The 15,449-nt window shown below is 67.5% G+C and carries 18 protein-coding genes; 8 read left to right on the forward strand and 10 right to left on the reverse strand.

Translation table 11 applies throughout. From position 1 onward, the window contains the following. Nucleotides 1-31: 31 nt before the first annotated feature. Nucleotides 32-1,018 (reverse strand): SDR family NAD(P)-dependent oxidoreductase, encoded by a 987-nt coding sequence (locus RPIT_RS07115; protein WP_077341895.1) that lies wholly within the window; start codon nt 1,016-1,018, stop codon nt 32-34. A 202-nt stretch (nt 1,019-1,220) separates the two neighbouring features. Here RPIT_RS07115 and rocD point away from each other — a divergent pair, with 202 nt between their 5' ends. Both rocD and RPIT_RS07125 read left to right on the forward strand, forming a co-directional pair. Beyond that, nucleotides 1,221-2,444, forward strand: coding sequence for an ornithine--oxo-acid transaminase (gene rocD, locus RPIT_RS07120; RefSeq protein ID WP_077341897.1), 1,224 nt, complete (start codon nt 1,221-1,223; stop codon nt 2,442-2,444). Between the two features lie 78 nt (nt 2,445-2,522). Continuing rightward, nucleotides 2,523-3,422 carry a metallophosphoesterase family protein gene (locus RPIT_RS07125; protein ID WP_335755112.1) on the forward strand — a complete coding sequence of 300 codons (900 nt, stop codon included), beginning with the start codon at nt 2,523-2,525 and terminating at the stop codon, nt 3,420-3,422. 2 nt (nt 3,423-3,424) lie between these two features. Here RPIT_RS07125 and RPIT_RS07130 read toward each other — a convergent pair whose 3' ends face one another. Then, nucleotides 3,425-3,949: a GyrI-like domain-containing protein gene (locus RPIT_RS07130; protein ID WP_077344252.1), complete on the reverse strand. Its 525-nt coding sequence runs from the start codon at nt 3,947-3,949 to the stop codon at nt 3,425-3,427. 269 nt (nt 3,950-4,218) lie between these two features. Between RPIT_RS07130 and RPIT_RS07135 the strand changes: the two genes are divergently transcribed. After that, nucleotides 4,219-4,779, forward strand: coding sequence for a GNAT family N-acetyltransferase (locus tag RPIT_RS07135; protein ID WP_093665032.1), 561 nt, complete (start codon nt 4,219-4,221; stop codon nt 4,777-4,779). On the opposite strand, the gene RPIT_RS07140 is transcribed toward RPIT_RS07135, so the two are convergent. Both RPIT_RS07140 and RPIT_RS07145 read right to left on the reverse strand, forming a co-directional pair. Further along, the gene (locus tag RPIT_RS07140; protein ID WP_077341899.1) at nt 4,754-5,530 is read right to left on the reverse strand and encodes a CPBP family intramembrane glutamic endopeptidase; all 777 of its coding nucleotides are present in this window, start codon (nt 5,528-5,530) and stop codon (nt 4,754-4,756) included. The genes RPIT_RS07135 and RPIT_RS07140 overlap by 26 nt on opposite strands. A gap of 145 nt (nt 5,531-5,675) precedes the next feature. Then, nucleotides 5,676-6,287: a protealysin inhibitor emfourin gene (locus tag RPIT_RS07145; RefSeq protein ID WP_077341901.1), complete on the reverse strand. Its 612-nt coding sequence runs from the start codon at nt 6,285-6,287 to the stop codon at nt 5,676-5,678. A 152-nt stretch (nt 6,288-6,439) separates the two neighbouring features. Here RPIT_RS07145 and RPIT_RS07150 point away from each other — a divergent pair, with 152 nt between their 5' ends. Beyond that, nucleotides 6,440-7,141: a hypothetical protein gene (locus RPIT_RS07150; protein WP_077341903.1), complete on the forward strand. Its 702-nt coding sequence runs from the start codon at nt 6,440-6,442 to the stop codon at nt 7,139-7,141. A gap of 48 nt (nt 7,142-7,189) precedes the next feature. Here the strand turns inward: RPIT_RS07150 and RPIT_RS07155 are convergent, their stop codons facing one another. Continuing rightward, nucleotides 7,190-7,675: a VOC family protein gene (locus RPIT_RS07155; protein ID WP_077341905.1), complete on the reverse strand. Its 486-nt coding sequence runs from the start codon at nt 7,673-7,675 to the stop codon at nt 7,190-7,192. A gap of 674 nt (nt 7,676-8,349) precedes the next feature. On the opposite strand from RPIT_RS07155, the gene RPIT_RS07160 reads away from it, so the two are divergent. After that, complete coding sequence (locus RPIT_RS07160; RefSeq protein ID WP_077340044.1) at nt 8,350-9,441, forward strand: IS110 family RNA-guided transposase; 1,092 nt, start codon at nt 8,350-8,352, stop codon at nt 9,439-9,441. Nucleotides 9,442-9,765: 324 nt separating this feature from the next. Here RPIT_RS07160 and RPIT_RS07165 read toward each other — a convergent pair whose 3' ends face one another. Both RPIT_RS07165 and RPIT_RS07170 read right to left on the reverse strand, forming a co-directional pair. Beyond that, nucleotides 9,766-10,491 (reverse strand): UPF0158 family protein, encoded by a 726-nt coding sequence (locus RPIT_RS07165; protein ID WP_093665103.1) that lies wholly within the window; start codon nt 10,489-10,491, stop codon nt 9,766-9,768. Between the two features lie 55 nt (nt 10,492-10,546). After that, nucleotides 10,547-12,121, reverse strand: a complete 1,575-nt coding sequence (locus tag RPIT_RS07170; protein WP_218121654.1) for a molybdopterin-dependent oxidoreductase — start codon at nt 12,119-12,121, stop codon at nt 10,547-10,549. Between the two features lie 227 nt (nt 12,122-12,348). Between RPIT_RS07170 and RPIT_RS07175 the strand changes: the two genes are divergently transcribed. The 3 genes from RPIT_RS07175 to RPIT_RS07185 all read left to right on the forward strand — a co-directional run bounded on the left by RPIT_RS07175 (nt 12,349) and on the right by RPIT_RS07185 (nt 13,497). Beyond that, nucleotides 12,349-12,624, forward strand: a complete 276-nt coding sequence (locus RPIT_RS07175; RefSeq protein WP_226996362.1) for a hypothetical protein — start codon at nt 12,349-12,351, stop codon at nt 12,622-12,624. A 24-nt stretch (nt 12,625-12,648) separates the two neighbouring features. After that, nucleotides 12,649-12,918: a cation efflux transmembrane domain-containing protein gene (locus tag RPIT_RS07180; protein WP_226996363.1), complete on the forward strand. Its 270-nt coding sequence runs from the start codon at nt 12,649-12,651 to the stop codon at nt 12,916-12,918. Between the two features lie 78 nt (nt 12,919-12,996). After that, nucleotides 12,997-13,497, forward strand: coding sequence for a DUF305 domain-containing protein (locus RPIT_RS07185; RefSeq protein WP_218121655.1), 501 nt, complete (start codon nt 12,997-12,999; stop codon nt 13,495-13,497). A gap of 53 nt (nt 13,498-13,550) precedes the next feature. Here RPIT_RS07185 and RPIT_RS07190 read toward each other — a convergent pair whose 3' ends face one another. From RPIT_RS07190 to RPIT_RS07200, 3 genes are read right to left on the reverse strand one after another with little or no spacing between them, the layout of a single operon-like run. Beyond that, complete coding sequence (locus RPIT_RS07190) at nt 13,551-14,171, reverse strand: peroxiredoxin family protein (RefSeq protein ID WP_077341911.1); 621 nt, start codon at nt 14,169-14,171, stop codon at nt 13,551-13,553. After that, nucleotides 14,168-15,133, reverse strand: a complete 966-nt coding sequence (locus tag RPIT_RS07195) for a cytochrome c biogenesis CcdA family protein (protein ID WP_077341913.1) — start codon at nt 15,131-15,133, stop codon at nt 14,168-14,170. The genes RPIT_RS07190 and RPIT_RS07195 overlap by 4 nt, the downstream gene beginning before the upstream one ends. Further along, nucleotides 15,133-15,435, reverse strand: coding sequence for a thioredoxin domain-containing protein (locus RPIT_RS07200; RefSeq protein ID WP_218121656.1), 303 nt, complete (start codon nt 15,433-15,435; stop codon nt 15,133-15,135). The genes RPIT_RS07195 and RPIT_RS07200 overlap by 1 nt, the downstream gene beginning before the upstream one ends. Nucleotides 15,436-15,449 lie beyond the last annotated feature (14 nt).

Here is a 15,449-nt window from a genome sequence, read left to right on the forward strand (position 1 = left end):
GCCGTTCGACAAACCCGGGGGACGCAGCCCGTCACAGCTCGATCCGCACTCGCGTCAACGCGGAGGCCATCTCCAGCAGCCGTCGGGCGGTCGCCTCGTCGCGCGTGGCGGGGTTGGGCCGCACCGTCGTCGGCGGTCCCTTCGTCAGCCATTTCGGTCCCCAGTAGTCGCCGTTGCGCGCCTGCGGGCAGGCCGCGGCCGTGAGCACCGGGGCGGCGCCCCTGTGCTTGCCGTGGGTGAAGAGGCGGGTGGGCCACTGCAGGAGGCCCGCCGCCTCGGGCTGATTGACCGCCACGTCGCGGGGCGGGGAGAGGAAGTCGACGGCGGTGCCGGGGTGCGCGCCGAGGGCCGCGGCTCCCCCACCCGTGCCCAGCCGTCGCGCCAACTCGTGCATCAGGGTGGTGGTGGCCAGCTTGGATTGGCCGTACTTCGCCAGGTCCGACGCCTTGAGGTCGACCGGCGGCAGTGCATCTCCCGGCAGCGGAGCGCCTCGGTCGCCGATGCTGCCGACGACCACGCACCGACCTGCCGACGCCAGAAGCAGCGGCAGCAGCGTCGCAACTAGGACGTAGTGGCCGAGGAAGTTGGTGCCCCAGAAGAGTTCGTGTCCGTCCGCCGTCGTCCGGGGGCGGATGCCCCGCTCGGCGGGCGGCCGGGTGTGGTTGGGAAGGCCGATGGCTCCCGCGTTGGCGACGAGGATGTCCAGGGCGGGCAGGCCGGCCAGTGTCTCGGCAGCGGCCCGGACCGACGCGAGGTCTGCGAGGTCAAGAGGCTGGTAGGACACCTGCGCGTCTGGCACCTGGCGGGCAATCGCGAGGCGGGCGGCCCGTGCCCGCTCCTCATTTCTTCCGGCGATGACGACGTGCGCTCCGAGCGCCGCGAGCCCCTCGGCCGTGAAGTAGCCGATCCCCGACGCTCCGCCGGTGACGACGGCAACCTTGCCGGTGAGGTCCAGAAGCGGATGGTCGTGCCCAACAGCGGGGCAGTTGGGTCTGGTCGGGCGGGGATGTACGCGCATGGCAGCTCCAGTGTCAGGACTCCCGCGCACAGGCTAACCCCGCCGCAGGGTCACCGTGCAGTGGAATACTGGACTCAGGCGTGCTCGTGTCGCCTCTTCCTCGCAGGCCGCCTGCGGGTCGAAGTGCCGCCGGGCCCAAGGACAGCGTCCGCCGGCGACCCCGGTGGGGACCTCCCCACCCGGCACTGCGAGGAGGCAGACCATGAGCACCACGCCGAGTCCCGAGCCCACGACGACGCGCCTCATCCAGGCGGAGTCCGAGCATGTGGCGCGCAACTACGACCCGCTCCCCGTCGTGGTCGCGACCGCCGAGGACGTCTGGGTCACCGACGTCGAGGGTAGGCGTTACCTTGACCTGCTGTCGGCCTACTCGGCCCTCAACTTCGGGCACCGCCATCCCGACCTGGTGAAGGTTGCGGTTGACCAGATCGGTCGCCTGACCCTCACCAGCCGCGCGTTCCACAACGACAGGCTCGGTCCCTTCGCCGCGGCGCTCGCCGAGCTCTGCGGCAAGGACATGGTGCTCCCGATGAACACCGGCGCCGAAGCCGTCGAGACCGGCATCAAGGCCGCCCGTGCGTGGGCCCACCGCGTCAAGGGGGTGCCCGACGAGGCCGCCCAGATCGTCGTGGCCGAGGGCAACTTCCACGGCCGCACCACCACCATCGTCGGTTTCAGCGACGACCCGGTCACCCGGGAGGGGTTCGGCCCGTTCACGCCCGGTTTCGTGACGGTGCCGTATCAGGACGTCGCCGCGATCGAAGCCGCCATCAACGATCACACCGCCGCCGTGCTCATCGAGCCGATCCAGGGCGAGGGCGGGGTCATCATCCCACCGCCGGGGTACCTGCGGGCGGTCCGCGAGCTCTGCACCGAGCACAACGTGCTCCTCATCGCCGACGAGATCCAGTCCGGCCTCGGCCGCGCTGGCACGACGTTCGCGTGCGACCGCGAAGGCGTTGTGCCCGACCTCTACCTCCTGGGAAAGGCGCTAGGAGGCGGGATCGTGCCGGTCTCGGCCGTCGTCGGCAACCGGGAGGTGCTGGGCGTGTTCCGCCCCGGCGAGCATGGATCGACGTTCGGCGGCAACCCTCTCGCCGCCGCCGTCGGGCTGCAAGTGGTGAAACTGCTACAGACCGGCGAATACCAGGAGCGCGCCACGACGCTGGGCCACTACCTGGGGAGCCTGCTCGACGGCCTGCTCGGGCACGGCCTCACCGAGGTGCGGGTGGCCGGTCTCTGGGCCGGCGTCGACGTCGATCCGTCGTGCGGGACCGGCCGTGACGTCGCCGAGAGTCTGCTCGCGCGCGGCGTGTTGGTGAAGGACACCCACGGCCAGACCCTCCGCATCGCGCCGCCGCTGACGATCGAGGCCGCCGACCTCGCGTGGGCGGTCGACGAGCTGCGGCTGGCCCTCAAGCCCTGACGTTGGAGGATTCGGCGACGGCCTGGCGCCACGGTCCTATGATCGAAGGCACCCCAACGCTGCAAGGCGGTGAAACCTGTGAAGACCATGACTCGTCTGACGGAGGCCTACAGAGACGCTCGCGTCGAGCTGATCGATGACACCTCGCGCTACGTCATCATGAGCGACTGCCATCGCGGAGACGGCTCCAAATCCGACGAGTTCCTGAAGAACAAGAACTCGTTCACGGCCGCGCTGGACCACTACTGGAAGAACGGCTTCACCTACGTCGAGGCCGGCGACGGCGACGAGCTCTGGGAGCACGACTTCAAGCACATCGTCCGAGCCAACCGCGCGGTGTGGGAGCAGTTGCTCCAGTTCCACGGCGCCGGCAGGTTGATCCGGATGTGGGGCAATCACGATCTCGACCTGCGTGACCCCCGATTCGTCCGCCAGCACCTGTGGACCGCGAAGGACGCAGAGACCGGCGAGGTCGGACCCTTCTTTGACGGTCTCGAGCCGGTTGAGGCGGTCGTATTCCGGCATCGGACGACGGGCCAGGACATTTTGTTGGTCCACGGCCACCAGGGCGACTTCCCGAACGACCAGGGGTGGCGGTTCAGTCGCCTGATGATGCGGGTGTTCTGGCGGTACGCGCACGCGTTCGGATTCCACAGCCCGACGAGCCCTGTGGCCAACGCCGAGAAACGCCACAAGGTGGAGCGCAACTACGTGAAGTGGATCCGCCAGAACCGGATGGCGCTGATCTGCGGTCACACCCATCGCGAGAGGTTCCCGCGCGAGGACGAGATGCCTTACTTCAACTCAGGCAGCTGCGTCTACCCCTCCCACATCACCGCGCTGGAGATCGCCGACGGCACCATCGCCCTGGTCCGCTGGCGGGTGGACCCCAACGAGGACGCCATCCTGCAGGTCACTCGACGGGTGGTGAAGGGCCCCGAACCGCTGTCGACGTTCGACCTTCGCAACTCTGGGTGAGATCAGCGTGCGATTCTGGTGACCAGATCCGTGCGCATCGTCTCGGGATCGACACCGGGCCCCGGCTCGGTCAGGTAGATCTCCCAGAACGGCAGCTCGGCTGTTTTCCCTGCCTGCGTCACCGCTTCCATGAAGGCGCCCCAGGCGTCGCCCAGGCGGTCGTAGGAGCCGATATGCGAGATGGTCGCGAGCGTGCCGCCCGGCAGCACCGACCCCTCGATCACCACACCAGGGGCGGCGGTCACGGGGCCGTCCAGGCGACGGTCGACCGGAACCCCGATTTCGAAGGTCGCGGTCTCTCCAGACATGTGCTCGTACAGCGAAAATGGTGGGCCTGTCGGATGGATCCCCTCAGTCTCCAGCAGCGCGAACAGCACCGAGACCGTGCCGTCCATCGCTGTCGCCATCTCGGACAGCGGGTAGTCAACGAACTTCCGCACAACCGTCGGGATTTCCGGCGCGTCAAGGAAGTCGAGGTCGGTGCGTTGAGGCGACAGGTAGTAGGGGGTGGGCCCGACGCTCGTCATGGTGGTCTCCTCGGTGGTCCGGAGGGACACCGACGTCCGCCCGGTAGCTTCACTGTACCTCTGGGAGTCAGTGGCGTCGGCCCCCAGGCAGGTTCGTCGACGGGATTTGACTGGCCTTTCGCGCGCCTGACCCTCTCACGTTGCGCTCGACGGCACCTCTGAGCGTGCGGTCACGCTGAGAGCTTGCGTCGAGCGCAAGTCCAGAGGGTTCGAGGGCAGTAGGGGGCCTCGGCCCGCGCCAGCCGTCGCCTCTCGCTAGGTTTGCCTGCATGATGCGGTTGTCGGAGATCCGAACCGAGCGCCTCCTCTTGCGTCGCTGGCGCGACAGCGACCGGGTGCCCTTCGCAGCGATGAACGCCGATCCCGAGGTCATGCGCTACTTTCCGGCTACGTTGAGCCGAGCCGAGAGTGACCAGCTCATCGACCGGATCGAGGAACGTTTCGATCAGCAGGGCTTCGGGCTCTGGGCGCTGGAGCTTCTCGAGTCCGGCCAGTTCATAGGCTTCACGGGGCTCAACCCCATGCCCGACGGCGTTCCCGGGAGCGGTGACCAGGAGGTGGGCTGGCGGCTCGATCGGGGTGCGTGGCACCGGGGCTACGCCACCGAAGCGGCGCGGGCGGCGCTCGACGTCGGACTCACCCGTCTCGGGCTTCCCGTCGTCTGGTCCATGACCGCCGTCCTCAACCTCCCGTCGCAGGCCGTGATGCAGCGCCTCGGCATGACTCTCCACCGGTACTTCGACCATCCGAGGATTGGGGTGGGGCACCCGTTAAGGCCCCACGTCGTCTATCGGAGCGCCGGCCTCACGCCGCCGCGACCGGCGCGGTGACCCTTCGCGGGCGCTGAGACATCTCCGGGCTGGGGCCCCGCCGACGGAGCACGCTGACCAGGTAGAGGGCATAGCCGACGCAGACAACCGTGGTGGCCGCCAGCATGATCAACTCTGATCCAGGATCAGCCACCGTCAGGTTGCCGATGATGTTGAGGAGGGCGTGAAACACGATGAGCGGGACGATCGTCCCCGTCACAGCGAAGAGCAACGCAAGGACGATGCCCAGGACCACGCCGAACCCGATCTGGACGGACTGCTCGAGCAGCGTCATACCGCGCGCGAGATTGACGACGTGACCGACACCGAACGTGAGACCGGAGATGACGACGGCACGAGTGAGGTTGCTGCTGCGCTCGATTCCGCGAAACAGCATCCCCCGGAAGATGAGTTCCTCAAGGAAACCGACGCAGATCATAAGGACCACGATCAGCAGCACCGCCGTCGGGGTGAGGTCATCCCGGAATCCCTTGGTGAGTTGCATTGAGGCGATGAGTGCCAGGGGGATGTACAGCAACACCGACTGGAAGGCACGACGGCGGACTGCACGGACGCCGAAGTACCGGAGCCAGCCGTCCCTGGCGAGACCCACGATGAGCCCGAGCGACAGCACCACCAGCAGCGCGCTGGTCGCCGAATTCGGTTCGCCAACCATCTCCGAGAGCCAATCGCCGATGTTGACTGCGATCACGTAGACCGCAATCCACGCCACCGCGTACCAGACCGGACGATTCTCCCTCAGCGTGCCCATGGCATTCAGATCCCTTCGGGGCCGCGACCCAGTGCAGGTCTGCTTCAGCCCCACCCGGATACTACGCCTCGTCGGAGAGCGATATCCGGAAATGACATGCCAAACGTGCCCGGCTCCACACTCAGCGACCGGCGTTGATGACGACTCAGAGGGACTCGCCGCTCACCCTCGGGTGCCTGGCCGGCGTCCGGTCGGCCACCCACGAGACGAGTGCTTCGAGGGCCTCGGTGTCGTCCGCGTTGATCCCGTCGCCGCGAACCACCTCGTGGTTTCGCCTGCCGACAGCGATCCAGAGCCGCACCGTGATGCCATCGGCAACGGGAGATTCGGGCAGCGAGCTCGGGACGTTGAAGAAGTCCGCTTCCGTGATGAGACGTCGCAACTCGTCGACCTCGGCCCGCGTCAACCGGTAGCTGTCGGTCTCGTAGGAGGTCGTCTGGCCGGCGATTCCCCCGGAGACCGAGTAGCGCAGCCTGATCTCGGTGTCCGTGTGGGGAACGTCGTCGCGGGCGCGGCGGACGTTGCCCTGCTGATCCGCGTGGTAGGTGAACCCGTCGCCGAGCCGGATGAGATACCCGGGTGTCACCGCATCGGTGCACACCTCGTCCTCCCGGCCGAGGCCGAGGCACGAGTCGGGCCACTCACGGGCGTCCATCCCCTCCAGTGCTACGCCGTCGGTGGGGATCCGCAGCAGGCCCGCTGCATCCTCGATGGCGGCTGACAGGGCGACGACGGCGGGGTGATCACCGGTGGTCATGGCGCGCTCCTAGAAGTGGTGGGGACGCTCTGTGCTCCTGAGACGACTCTAGTGACTGACCTCTGATAAGGGAAGAGACTCTGCCAATCCCTCCCCCCTGGCCCATCTCGGGGTTACGGTGGAGCCATCACGGCCCACGGAATGGAGCGATCATGAACGTCGAAACCCCGGACACCGAGCCCCTCGAGTTCACCGGTGTCGCCCGCGGCGACAACGGACCGCGGGAGGCGGTGGCGACCGTCCTGCGTGACGCCGACGCCTACGCCGAGCTTCTCGAGGGCGAACCACCGACGGACCCGCCGATCGACTGGGCCACGGAGGTCGTCACAGCTGTCGCACTCGGCGCGCGGCCCAGCGGGACCGTCGTCAGGATCGAGGAGATCCGCTTCTACCACCTTGGAATCCGCGGCGGGACCGTGGACGTGATGTACCGGGAGGTGCCGGGCAACGGTGACGACGACAGGGTCACCTATCCCTACCACGCTGTGAGGTCCTCGTCCTTCGGCCACGCGTTCTTCCATCCCATCGGCGTCGACGACGTGCCGTCGGCGCTGTTCAGGGATTGGCGTGGGCCGATCCGTACGGACAACGACGGCGTCGGCACCTACCTGCCGCGCGAGGACGCTCCGCTGTCGCGCTCCGTCGCGGGCTTCTCGGTTGAGGAGGACGGTGCATTCACCGCGGTCCACGACGGTCCGGCCGACGGGCCGGTGTCGGTGCCCGGACGATGGCAGGCGACGGCCGACGGGCTGTCGGTGGCCCTCGACGACGGGCGGGCCTTCAGGCTCGACCTGGTCTCGGTGGACGAGCAGGAGTTGCGCGCCCGGGTCGGGGAGGAGCCGTCGAGCTGCTGACCGGGCCCAGACGCGGTGACGTATCTGCCGTAGCCGTGACCCGCTGGGTCAGTTACCTGTCACTGCCCGCTCGATCGCGTCGACGTCGATCTTCCGCATCGACAGCATGGCCTCGAACGCGCGCTGAGACACGCCGGGATCGTCGGAGCGCATGGCTTCGGTGAGCACCCGCGGCGTGATCTGCCAGGACACCCCCCACCTGTCCTTGCACCATCCACAGGCGCTCTCCTGCCCGCCGTTGCCGACGATGGCGTCCCAGTAGCGGTCGGTCTCCGCCTGGTCTTCGGTGGCGATCTGGAACGAGAAGGCTTCCGTCTGCGGGAACTCGGGACCGCCATTGAGGCCCAGGCAGGGGATACCGCAGACGGTGAAGTCGACCGTCAGGACGTCTCCCTTCTTCCCTCCTGGAAAATCGGCGGGCGCCCGCCGCACTGCGTCCACGTGGCTGTCGGGAAACACGGATGCGTAGAACTCCGCGGCGGCCTCAGCGTCCTTGTCGAACCACAGGCAGATGGTGTTGGTCCGGATTGTCATTGGTCGCTCCTTTGCTGGGAGATCGCCAACGTAACCCCTGCCCCGGCCGTGATGCAATGGTGCTCTAAGCCGCTCGTCGTGGAGCAGGGGCGGCTTGGAATCGGTCGGGAGGGCTGCCGACGGGAGGAGGCCCACGCACGCTTTGACCAGCCCGACCACGCGTGCCGCGTCTTCTAGGTTCCCAGCGAGAAGAGCGAGTGTGAGCGCGATCCCCCGGCCACCACAGCGACGATGCCGACCCATGACGCAAGAGTTCGACTCGACCTCACACCTTCAGTATGAACCTGCCGGTCCGCCGGCGGATCGATACTCTTCACGCCGACTAGGGACGCTGGTGATCTCACGAGCCCTTCGATACAGAGAGGATTGGGGGTACCGGGTTTCCCGGGGATCAGCAAGGATGAGGGTGCCGGGCTTTCCGGTGGTCTTGTGGTGGTGGCTGTCTTCGATACTGCCCTGGAGGGCGTTGCAGCGATGTGCCCTGCCTCGTTGATCCCTGGGAGATCCGGGCCGGTGTCTGACCCCGCGTGCGGGTTGGGGGATGGGTCAGGCCGGGGCGGTAGCTTGATAAGACCGTGCCCCGCGTGTGTGGGGCTCATCTCTGTAGTGCTCCGGTCCCCGGCCTGCTGAGCCATCCCTCCCGGCTGATAGTGACAAGCCTTGAGGGAGGCAACATGTACAAGACATCACACACGCGCCGTCACCGCAACCCCCCATCAGGATCGGTGGTGGTGGGTATCGATACCCATCTGGACATCCATCACGCGGCGTTGGTGGATGCGGCGACCGGTGCTCCGGTGGCTGACCAGCAGTTCCCGGCCACCCCGGCCGGCTATCTTGAGTTGCTGGACTGGGCTGTGGGTCATGGCAGGGTCTCGCGGGCCGGGGTGGAACAGACCGGCACCTATGGTGCCGGGTTGAGCGCCGTGTTGCATGCTGCCGGGATCGAGGTGATCGAGATCAACCACACCGAACGAGGTGACCGGGCCCGGCACGGGAAGACCGATGAGCTCGACGCGTACCGGGCGGCGACCGCGGCGGCGGCCGGCACCCAGAAGGGCCTAGCCAAGCACTATCATCCCGCGATCGCCGCGCTACGACCGTTGATGGTGCTGCGGGCCCATCACCGGAGCTCCAGGCAGCGGGCCTGGGGCCGTGTAGGCGGGATGCTGGTGACCTGTCCCGACGACCTCGCTGACCAGGTGCGGGGGTTGAACTCGGCCCAGAAACTGGCCCGGATCGCCGCGTGGCGTCCCGACCTGACTCGTCTCCACGACCCTGTCAACAGTTACAAACTCGCCCTCAGGGACCTCGCCCGTGCCTGCCTCGACCATGATCGGGCCATCGTCGAGATCGATGCGCAACTGCTCAGGATCCTCACCCCGATCGCGCCGACCCTGCTGGCCCAGCATCATGTCGGGCCAGTGACCACTGCCCAGTTGTTGATCACCGCCGGTCACCCCGGCCGGATCACCTCCGGTGACGCGTTCGCCAAACTTGTCGGCGTGGCACCACTGCCCGTTCAATCCGGAAAGTCCAGCCGGTGGAGATTGTCGCGCTCGGGCGACCGGCAAGCCAACAGCGTCATCCACCGCGTCGTCATCGGACGCCTCGGAACCGACCCGCGATCCAAGACCTACATCCAACGCCGAGTATCCGAAGGAAAGACCCGCTCCGAAGCCATCCGAGCACTCAAACGACACGTCACCCGAGACCTCTGGACCGCCCTCCAAACAGACCTCAACAACCTCCCCCACACCACTTGACAGACCATAAGACCTTCGCGCCCGTTCGTTCCTCACGGCCGCTACTCAGGGAAACGTGTTGGCGCGCCCCTCGTCCCGCCGCCCCATCCCCGAGTAGCGAACGAGGAACAGCGCCGGTCCCCACGTCTCCCCGAGTAGCGAGCGAGGAACGAGCGAGCGTATCGAGGGGCGTGCCTGGCGGCTCAGCGAGGAATTGGATCACCGGTTTCTCGATCGCGGACGGTTCTCAGGCCATCTCCCGAGCCTTCACCCTGAAGAAACGCTCCAGCGAGGCCCGTATGGGTGCTGGCACCCCATTTCTTCAGGACGAACGAAGCGAGCGTGTCACAAATCGCGGCGTGGTGGCACGGGCGCGTAGCCTTCGGCCACTAGCCAGGCGCGGGCGCGACCCCGGTGGCGGTCCTCATTGAACGCGTACCAGCGCTCCTGGTGCTCCTGGTGCTCCGGCCAGTCGTACAGCACGTCCTTGAACCGTCGGAACGCACCGCGGCCCTGGATCGCCCGCCACAGTCTCTCCGCGAGCCGTTCGTCGTCGACCGTGTCGATGAACCGCTCCATGTCGCGGTAGCTTTCCCGGGACCCGAGACAGTGAACCCTGAGCCAACGATCGGGGGCGTCCGCCTCCTCGTCATAGGGGATGCCGGTGTACGCCTCATCGAAGACCGTCTCGGGCCACGCCTCCCCGGTGGCGAGTTCGAGCCGTCCCCCGCCCAGCGCGGGGTCTCCCTCCAGCACTGAGGAAAATGCGTCCAGATCCACTGGTTGCGGTCGCAGCAGCGGGACAGGAACCCAACCGTAGGCGGCTTCGATCTGTAGGGCGAGCTCCTCGTCACCCTCCCAGTCTCGCTCGCGCAACTCGGTGGCGATCCGTCGAGCAGCGTCTTCCACTGCGGGGCCATGACCGTCGACGGCGACGAGGACGAGGTCGCCCGTCATCTGGAGGGAGTACTGGGGCCTTTGCCGGTCAGAGTTCAGGACGTCGACGATCGCCTCGGCGTCGGCTCTGTACAACAGCCCCCGCAACTCTCGAAGTGTCAGCGCATCGCTCACACCCCCATTATCCGCCAACGCGATGAACTCGGCGCAGACAAGAGCAGATCCCCGGTCAGTCCACGACCCGCACCTGCACCCTGTGATGTCCGGTGGCGCCGTCGGGCGCGACTGGAGCGCGCTCGTCGGTCTGCGTCTCCCCCAGCCCGTCGCTTGCGCGGACCGAGATCCAGTGGGGGCCGGGCGTCGCGTCCCATTCGTAGAACCACTGCCGCCACGTGTCGACGTCGAGGCTGGCCGCGAGTGTGACTTCCTGCCAGGGGCCCTCGTCGATGCTGATCTCCACGGCCTCGATCCCGCGCGTCGGGGCCCAGGCCACCCCGGCGATCGCTTGGCGCCCTGGCTTCAGGACGGACGCCGTGGGTGGCACGTCGATGCGCGACTGTGTCTTGATGGGGCCTTCTCGCGACCAGCCGCGGGGGATCCAGTACCCGGCCTCGGCCTCGAAGGTGGTCAGTTCAATGGCCGAGAGCCACTTGGTGGCCGAGACGTAGCCGTAGAGACCGGGGACGACGAGGCGGGCCGGGAAGCCGTGGACCGTCGGCAGCGGTTCGCCGTTCATCCCCAGCGCCACCAACGGCCCGTCCTCCATCGCCAAAGCCACGGGGAAGCCTGCGGTGAACCCGTCCACCGACCGGCTCAGCAGCTGGGTGGCGCCCTCCTGCACCCCGGCCTGCTCGAGGATGGTGCGCAGCGGCACCCCCTGCCAGCGGGCGTTCCCGACGAGGTTGCCACCCACCTCGTTCGAGACGCAGGCGAGCGTGATGTCGGACTCGACCTGCGGCATGGCCAGCAGGTCCTCGTACGTCAGGGTGAAGGGGCGCTCGACCATGCCGCTGATCTCGAGCGACCACTGCTCGGGGTCGACCTGTGGTATCGACAGGGCGGTGTCGATGCGGAAGAACTCATCGTTGTCGGTGAACAGTGGCGTGAGCCCGGCGAGTGCCAGTTCCGCCTCCGGCGGCGCCGGGGGTGCGGGTGTCGCGGGTGTGGGAAGCCGAAGCACCGATCGCAACTCCTCCACCCGCTGCGACGACGTGACCCAGCGTCCTGCAGCCGCAGCGGCACCAGCGACCGCAGCCGCGACGGCGACCAGTTGCAGGAAGCCTCGCCGCCCGGCTCCTGCCTCTCCGGGGGCGGTTTCCTGCCTGGACTTCACCGGTGCCGGTGCGGCGCGCATCAAAAGTGTGAGGGCGGCGATTCCGGCGACGGCCCCGCCCACACCGGACGTGACGACGGCCCAGGCTGCAGACCGTTCGTCCCCGAGGGCCGCGGCGACACCAAGCACGGCGAAGAGAGCCAGTCCGATCGACGCCAGAGCGACGCTCCGCCGCGCAAGCAGCCCAAGGCCTGCGCCCACGAGCATCGAGACGAGGAGGATCCCAACGATGAGCACCGGCTTGTCCGCCGTCCCGAGGAGCGCGATGGCCGCCCGCTCGAGCCAGCCCGGCACGACGTCGATCACAGAATCACCGACGGCTTCAACCAGCGATCGCCCGCCGGGCAGGATGCCAGCCAGTAGTTCGGAGATGCCGAGCGCGACGGCAGTGGCCGCGATCCCCGCCACCGCGGACTCCCGGCGGGCAGCGAAGGCCCGTGCGTCGGCGTCGGGGATGGAGTGGTCGTTCACATCACGAGTTTACGGACCAGCGCAACGGGCCGACCGTGAGGAACGACGGGGGTCGCCACAACGTCCCCCTGAGTAGCGGCCCCGAGGGGCGAGGGGCCGTGAATCGAAGGGCGCGGGCAGAGGCCGCCCTGGTGGGCGTCGTGGGGAGCCTCTCGACACGGGGGTTCGTCCCTCGCCTCACTCTGAAAGGGTCAGCTTGGCGACACGCGCGACCATAGTGGTCGTACATGTCGCTGAATAGCACCCAGTTCCTCGAGGGCGGGAAGGCGGGGATTGAGGCGGGCAAGTCGAAGCCCACGTCCCGCGAGCAGCAGCTCGAGGACGAGGTCGCCGAGCTCACCCAAGCGCTGGGTGAAGCCGCCGTCGAGATCCGGGTGTGGAAGAAGTCAGCTGAGGGCCGGTTGGGCCCTTCGAGGACCTCGAGGTGGTGTTCGTACGCTGGGGAGGTTCACAGGGAGTGGATCTCCGGCGCCCGGATCCCCAAGGTGGATCAGGCCGGGTAGCAGGGCTGTTCTCGTTTGGAGTCGTTGACTAGCGCCAGGGCCCCGTCGACGCTGTGGCCTTCCTTCTCCCTGGCCCTGCGGCCACCCACACCGGAGCGGACCTGGGGTTACCGTCGCGCAGAGGTGCTGGCCGCCGGCGCCCAGTCCGCGATCCTCCTCGCCGTCGGGATCTACGCCTTCATCGAAGGCGTCCGCCGGCTCTTCGACCCGGCGGAGGTCACCGCCGGCGGGCTGCTCGTGTTCGGGATCGAGACCCCCTCCCACAGCGCACTGGAACGCAGCTCTCACCACTGAGACCCGGTCTGCCCGACGAGGCGTGGGTTTAGAATCGCAAGGATGTGGGTATAGGTGAGGTGAAGGGAAGGAGCCGCCATGACAAGCGACGCACCGCGACACCACACCGAGGACAGCGGGAAGGACAAGCACTCGCATGCGATGTACTGGGAGTTCGGGGCGATTCTCCTGGTCAACCTGGGACTGATGTGGGCACTCAGCATGTCGATGGTCCGCAGCCTCGACCACTTCTACTTCAATCCCAGCAACCTGTACATGGCCGTCCTCATGGTGGCCGCGATGGCGGTGCTCATGACGGTGGGCATGTGGTCGATGCTCAAGAACAAGACCCTCAACATCATCCTGCTCGTCGGGTTCCTGGCGCTGTTTCTTGCGGCGTTCTTCACGGGCCGCAACGAGGTGGGGGTAGGCGACGAGGGATTCCTCACCTCCATGATTCCGCACCATTCACGCGCCATCCTGGTGTGCCAGGAGGCCAGCATCACCGATCCTGAGATCGAACAGCTCTGCAGCGAGATCGTCGAGGCGCAGGAAAGGGAGATCGCCCAGATGAAGGAGATCCTCAAGCGGTACCAGTGAGTTGAAGCCGCCGCGGGGCACTCGGACCGAACGACACGTCCCCCGCAATGACTTCACCGCAGTCGCGTAGTGACTTCGTCGAGGAGTTCCTGGGGGTCGAGCCACATGGAGGGGTAGTTGCCGTACCAGCGCTGGACGCCCTCGCCGTCGATGAGGACGAAGCCGTGTCCGGGCATCCCGGGGTGCATGCCCTTGTCGAGGACGTCGTAGGCCTTGGACACGGTGCCGTCGTCGAGGAGGTAGGGGGTGGTGACGCCGAACTGCTGCATGTCGGGCAGGATCTGCTCGGCGCTGTTCATGACGATTGGCAAAACCTGGATGCCGGCCTCGGCGAAGCCGGGGTTCTTCTCGATCTCGGCCATCTGCATGGTGCAGGAGGCGCAGCCGGCGCCTTCGTTGAAGTAGATGAGCACCGGGCTGGGTCGTAGGTCGCTGAGGGTGACCGTGGCGCCGGCTGTGGTGGTGAGGGTGAAGTCGGGGGCGACGCGCTGGGTGTCGCCTTGTTCTGGGATGGCGGTCCACAGCCCGTAGCCGACGACGACGACGACGATCAGGGTCACTACTCCGCCGATGATCCGGCTCCAGGTGCGGCGCTTCGTGTCGCGGCGCGTCTCGGCCTCCTGGCGGGCTTTGAGTTGCTCGCGCCGTGAGGGTGCGGGGTTCGTGGTGGTCATCGTGGCTCCTGGGAGAGTGTCGTCGGAGCGCTGGCTCCTTCGGGCGCGGGGGTCGGTGTTGGTTGGGTGTCGCAGCAGTCATGGACGGCGGCGGTGGGCTTGGCGTGTCGGCGGTCGCGAAGGGTGGCGATGACGAACACGGCCACCAGTGCGAGCAGTGCCAGTCCGAGGACGGCCTCGGGGATAGGGGCGGTGATCGCGAGCAGCCAGGCGAAGACCTCGGAGAGCCAGGCGCCCATGCCGACCAGCGGGGCGTCGGCGCCGGTCATCTCGGTGGCGCCGGCTTGGCCGATCACGAGGATGCCCATGATCACGAACCCGACGGCGACCAGCAGGTTGACGGTGTTGGTGGCTAGCGTGAAGCGGCCCAGGTTGATCCGGATGGGCTTGGCGCGGAGGCTGCGCATCCGCTCGGGTCGCTTGTCCCACAGCAGTGCCATCACGAACAGCGGGATCACCATCCCGAACACGTAGGCCAGACCGAGCACCAGCCCACCGACGGGCGAGCCGGACAGCGCCGACAGGGTCATCACGCCCGCCAGGACCGGCGCGCAGCAACTGGAGGCGATGCCGGAAAACACGCCGAGGCTGAAGAAGGTGGCAGTGTCCCCGCGTGCGGTGTCAGGCGCCCGGAGGAACGACGGCATCGACCACATCGCCCCCGACAACGCCAACAGGCCGAGTCCGATCATCAACAGGCCGCCGGCCCAGTAGAGAACCACGTGGTACTTGGCAATGGCGCCGGCGATCAGGCTGACCCCCATGGTGATCGGGACCAGGACCGCTGCCAGGCCGGCGGCGAACACGAAGGTCAGCGGGATCAGGCGCCAACGGCGGTTCTTCGCCGCCGCGGCCAGATAGCTGGGGGCGAGGAAGACGATGCAGCACGGGGCGAACAGCGCGACGCCGCCGGCGAGGAACGCCGCCAGGATCCCTCCCGCGCTGAGCAAGTCGGCACCCATCAGCGGGCACCGAGGCGGTCGACGAGCCGCGCCAGCTTGCCTCGCGGAATGCGGCCGGCGTGGAAGTACCTGCCCGCCACCAGGGTCAGCGGGAAACTCCCAGGGCGGTGCTCGGCGATCAGCGCCTCACCTTGCGGTGACTCCGCCGGCACTGCCGTCAGCCGCAACAATCCTGCACGTTCCAGATCGTGGAGGCGTTGATGGGCGTCGTCGCAGAAGTGACAGGCGGGGGTGGTCACCAAGGTGACGTTGACCACCTCGGTCGGGGCGGTCGGCGGTGCTGATGCCGGAATCTCGTTCACGATCCCAGCCTCAA

The sequence above is a fragment of the Tessaracoccus flavus genome, assembly GCF_001997295.1.
In the GTDB taxonomy this organism is placed as follows: domain Bacteria; phylum Actinomycetota; class Actinomycetes; order Propionibacteriales; family Propionibacteriaceae; genus Arachnia; species Arachnia flava.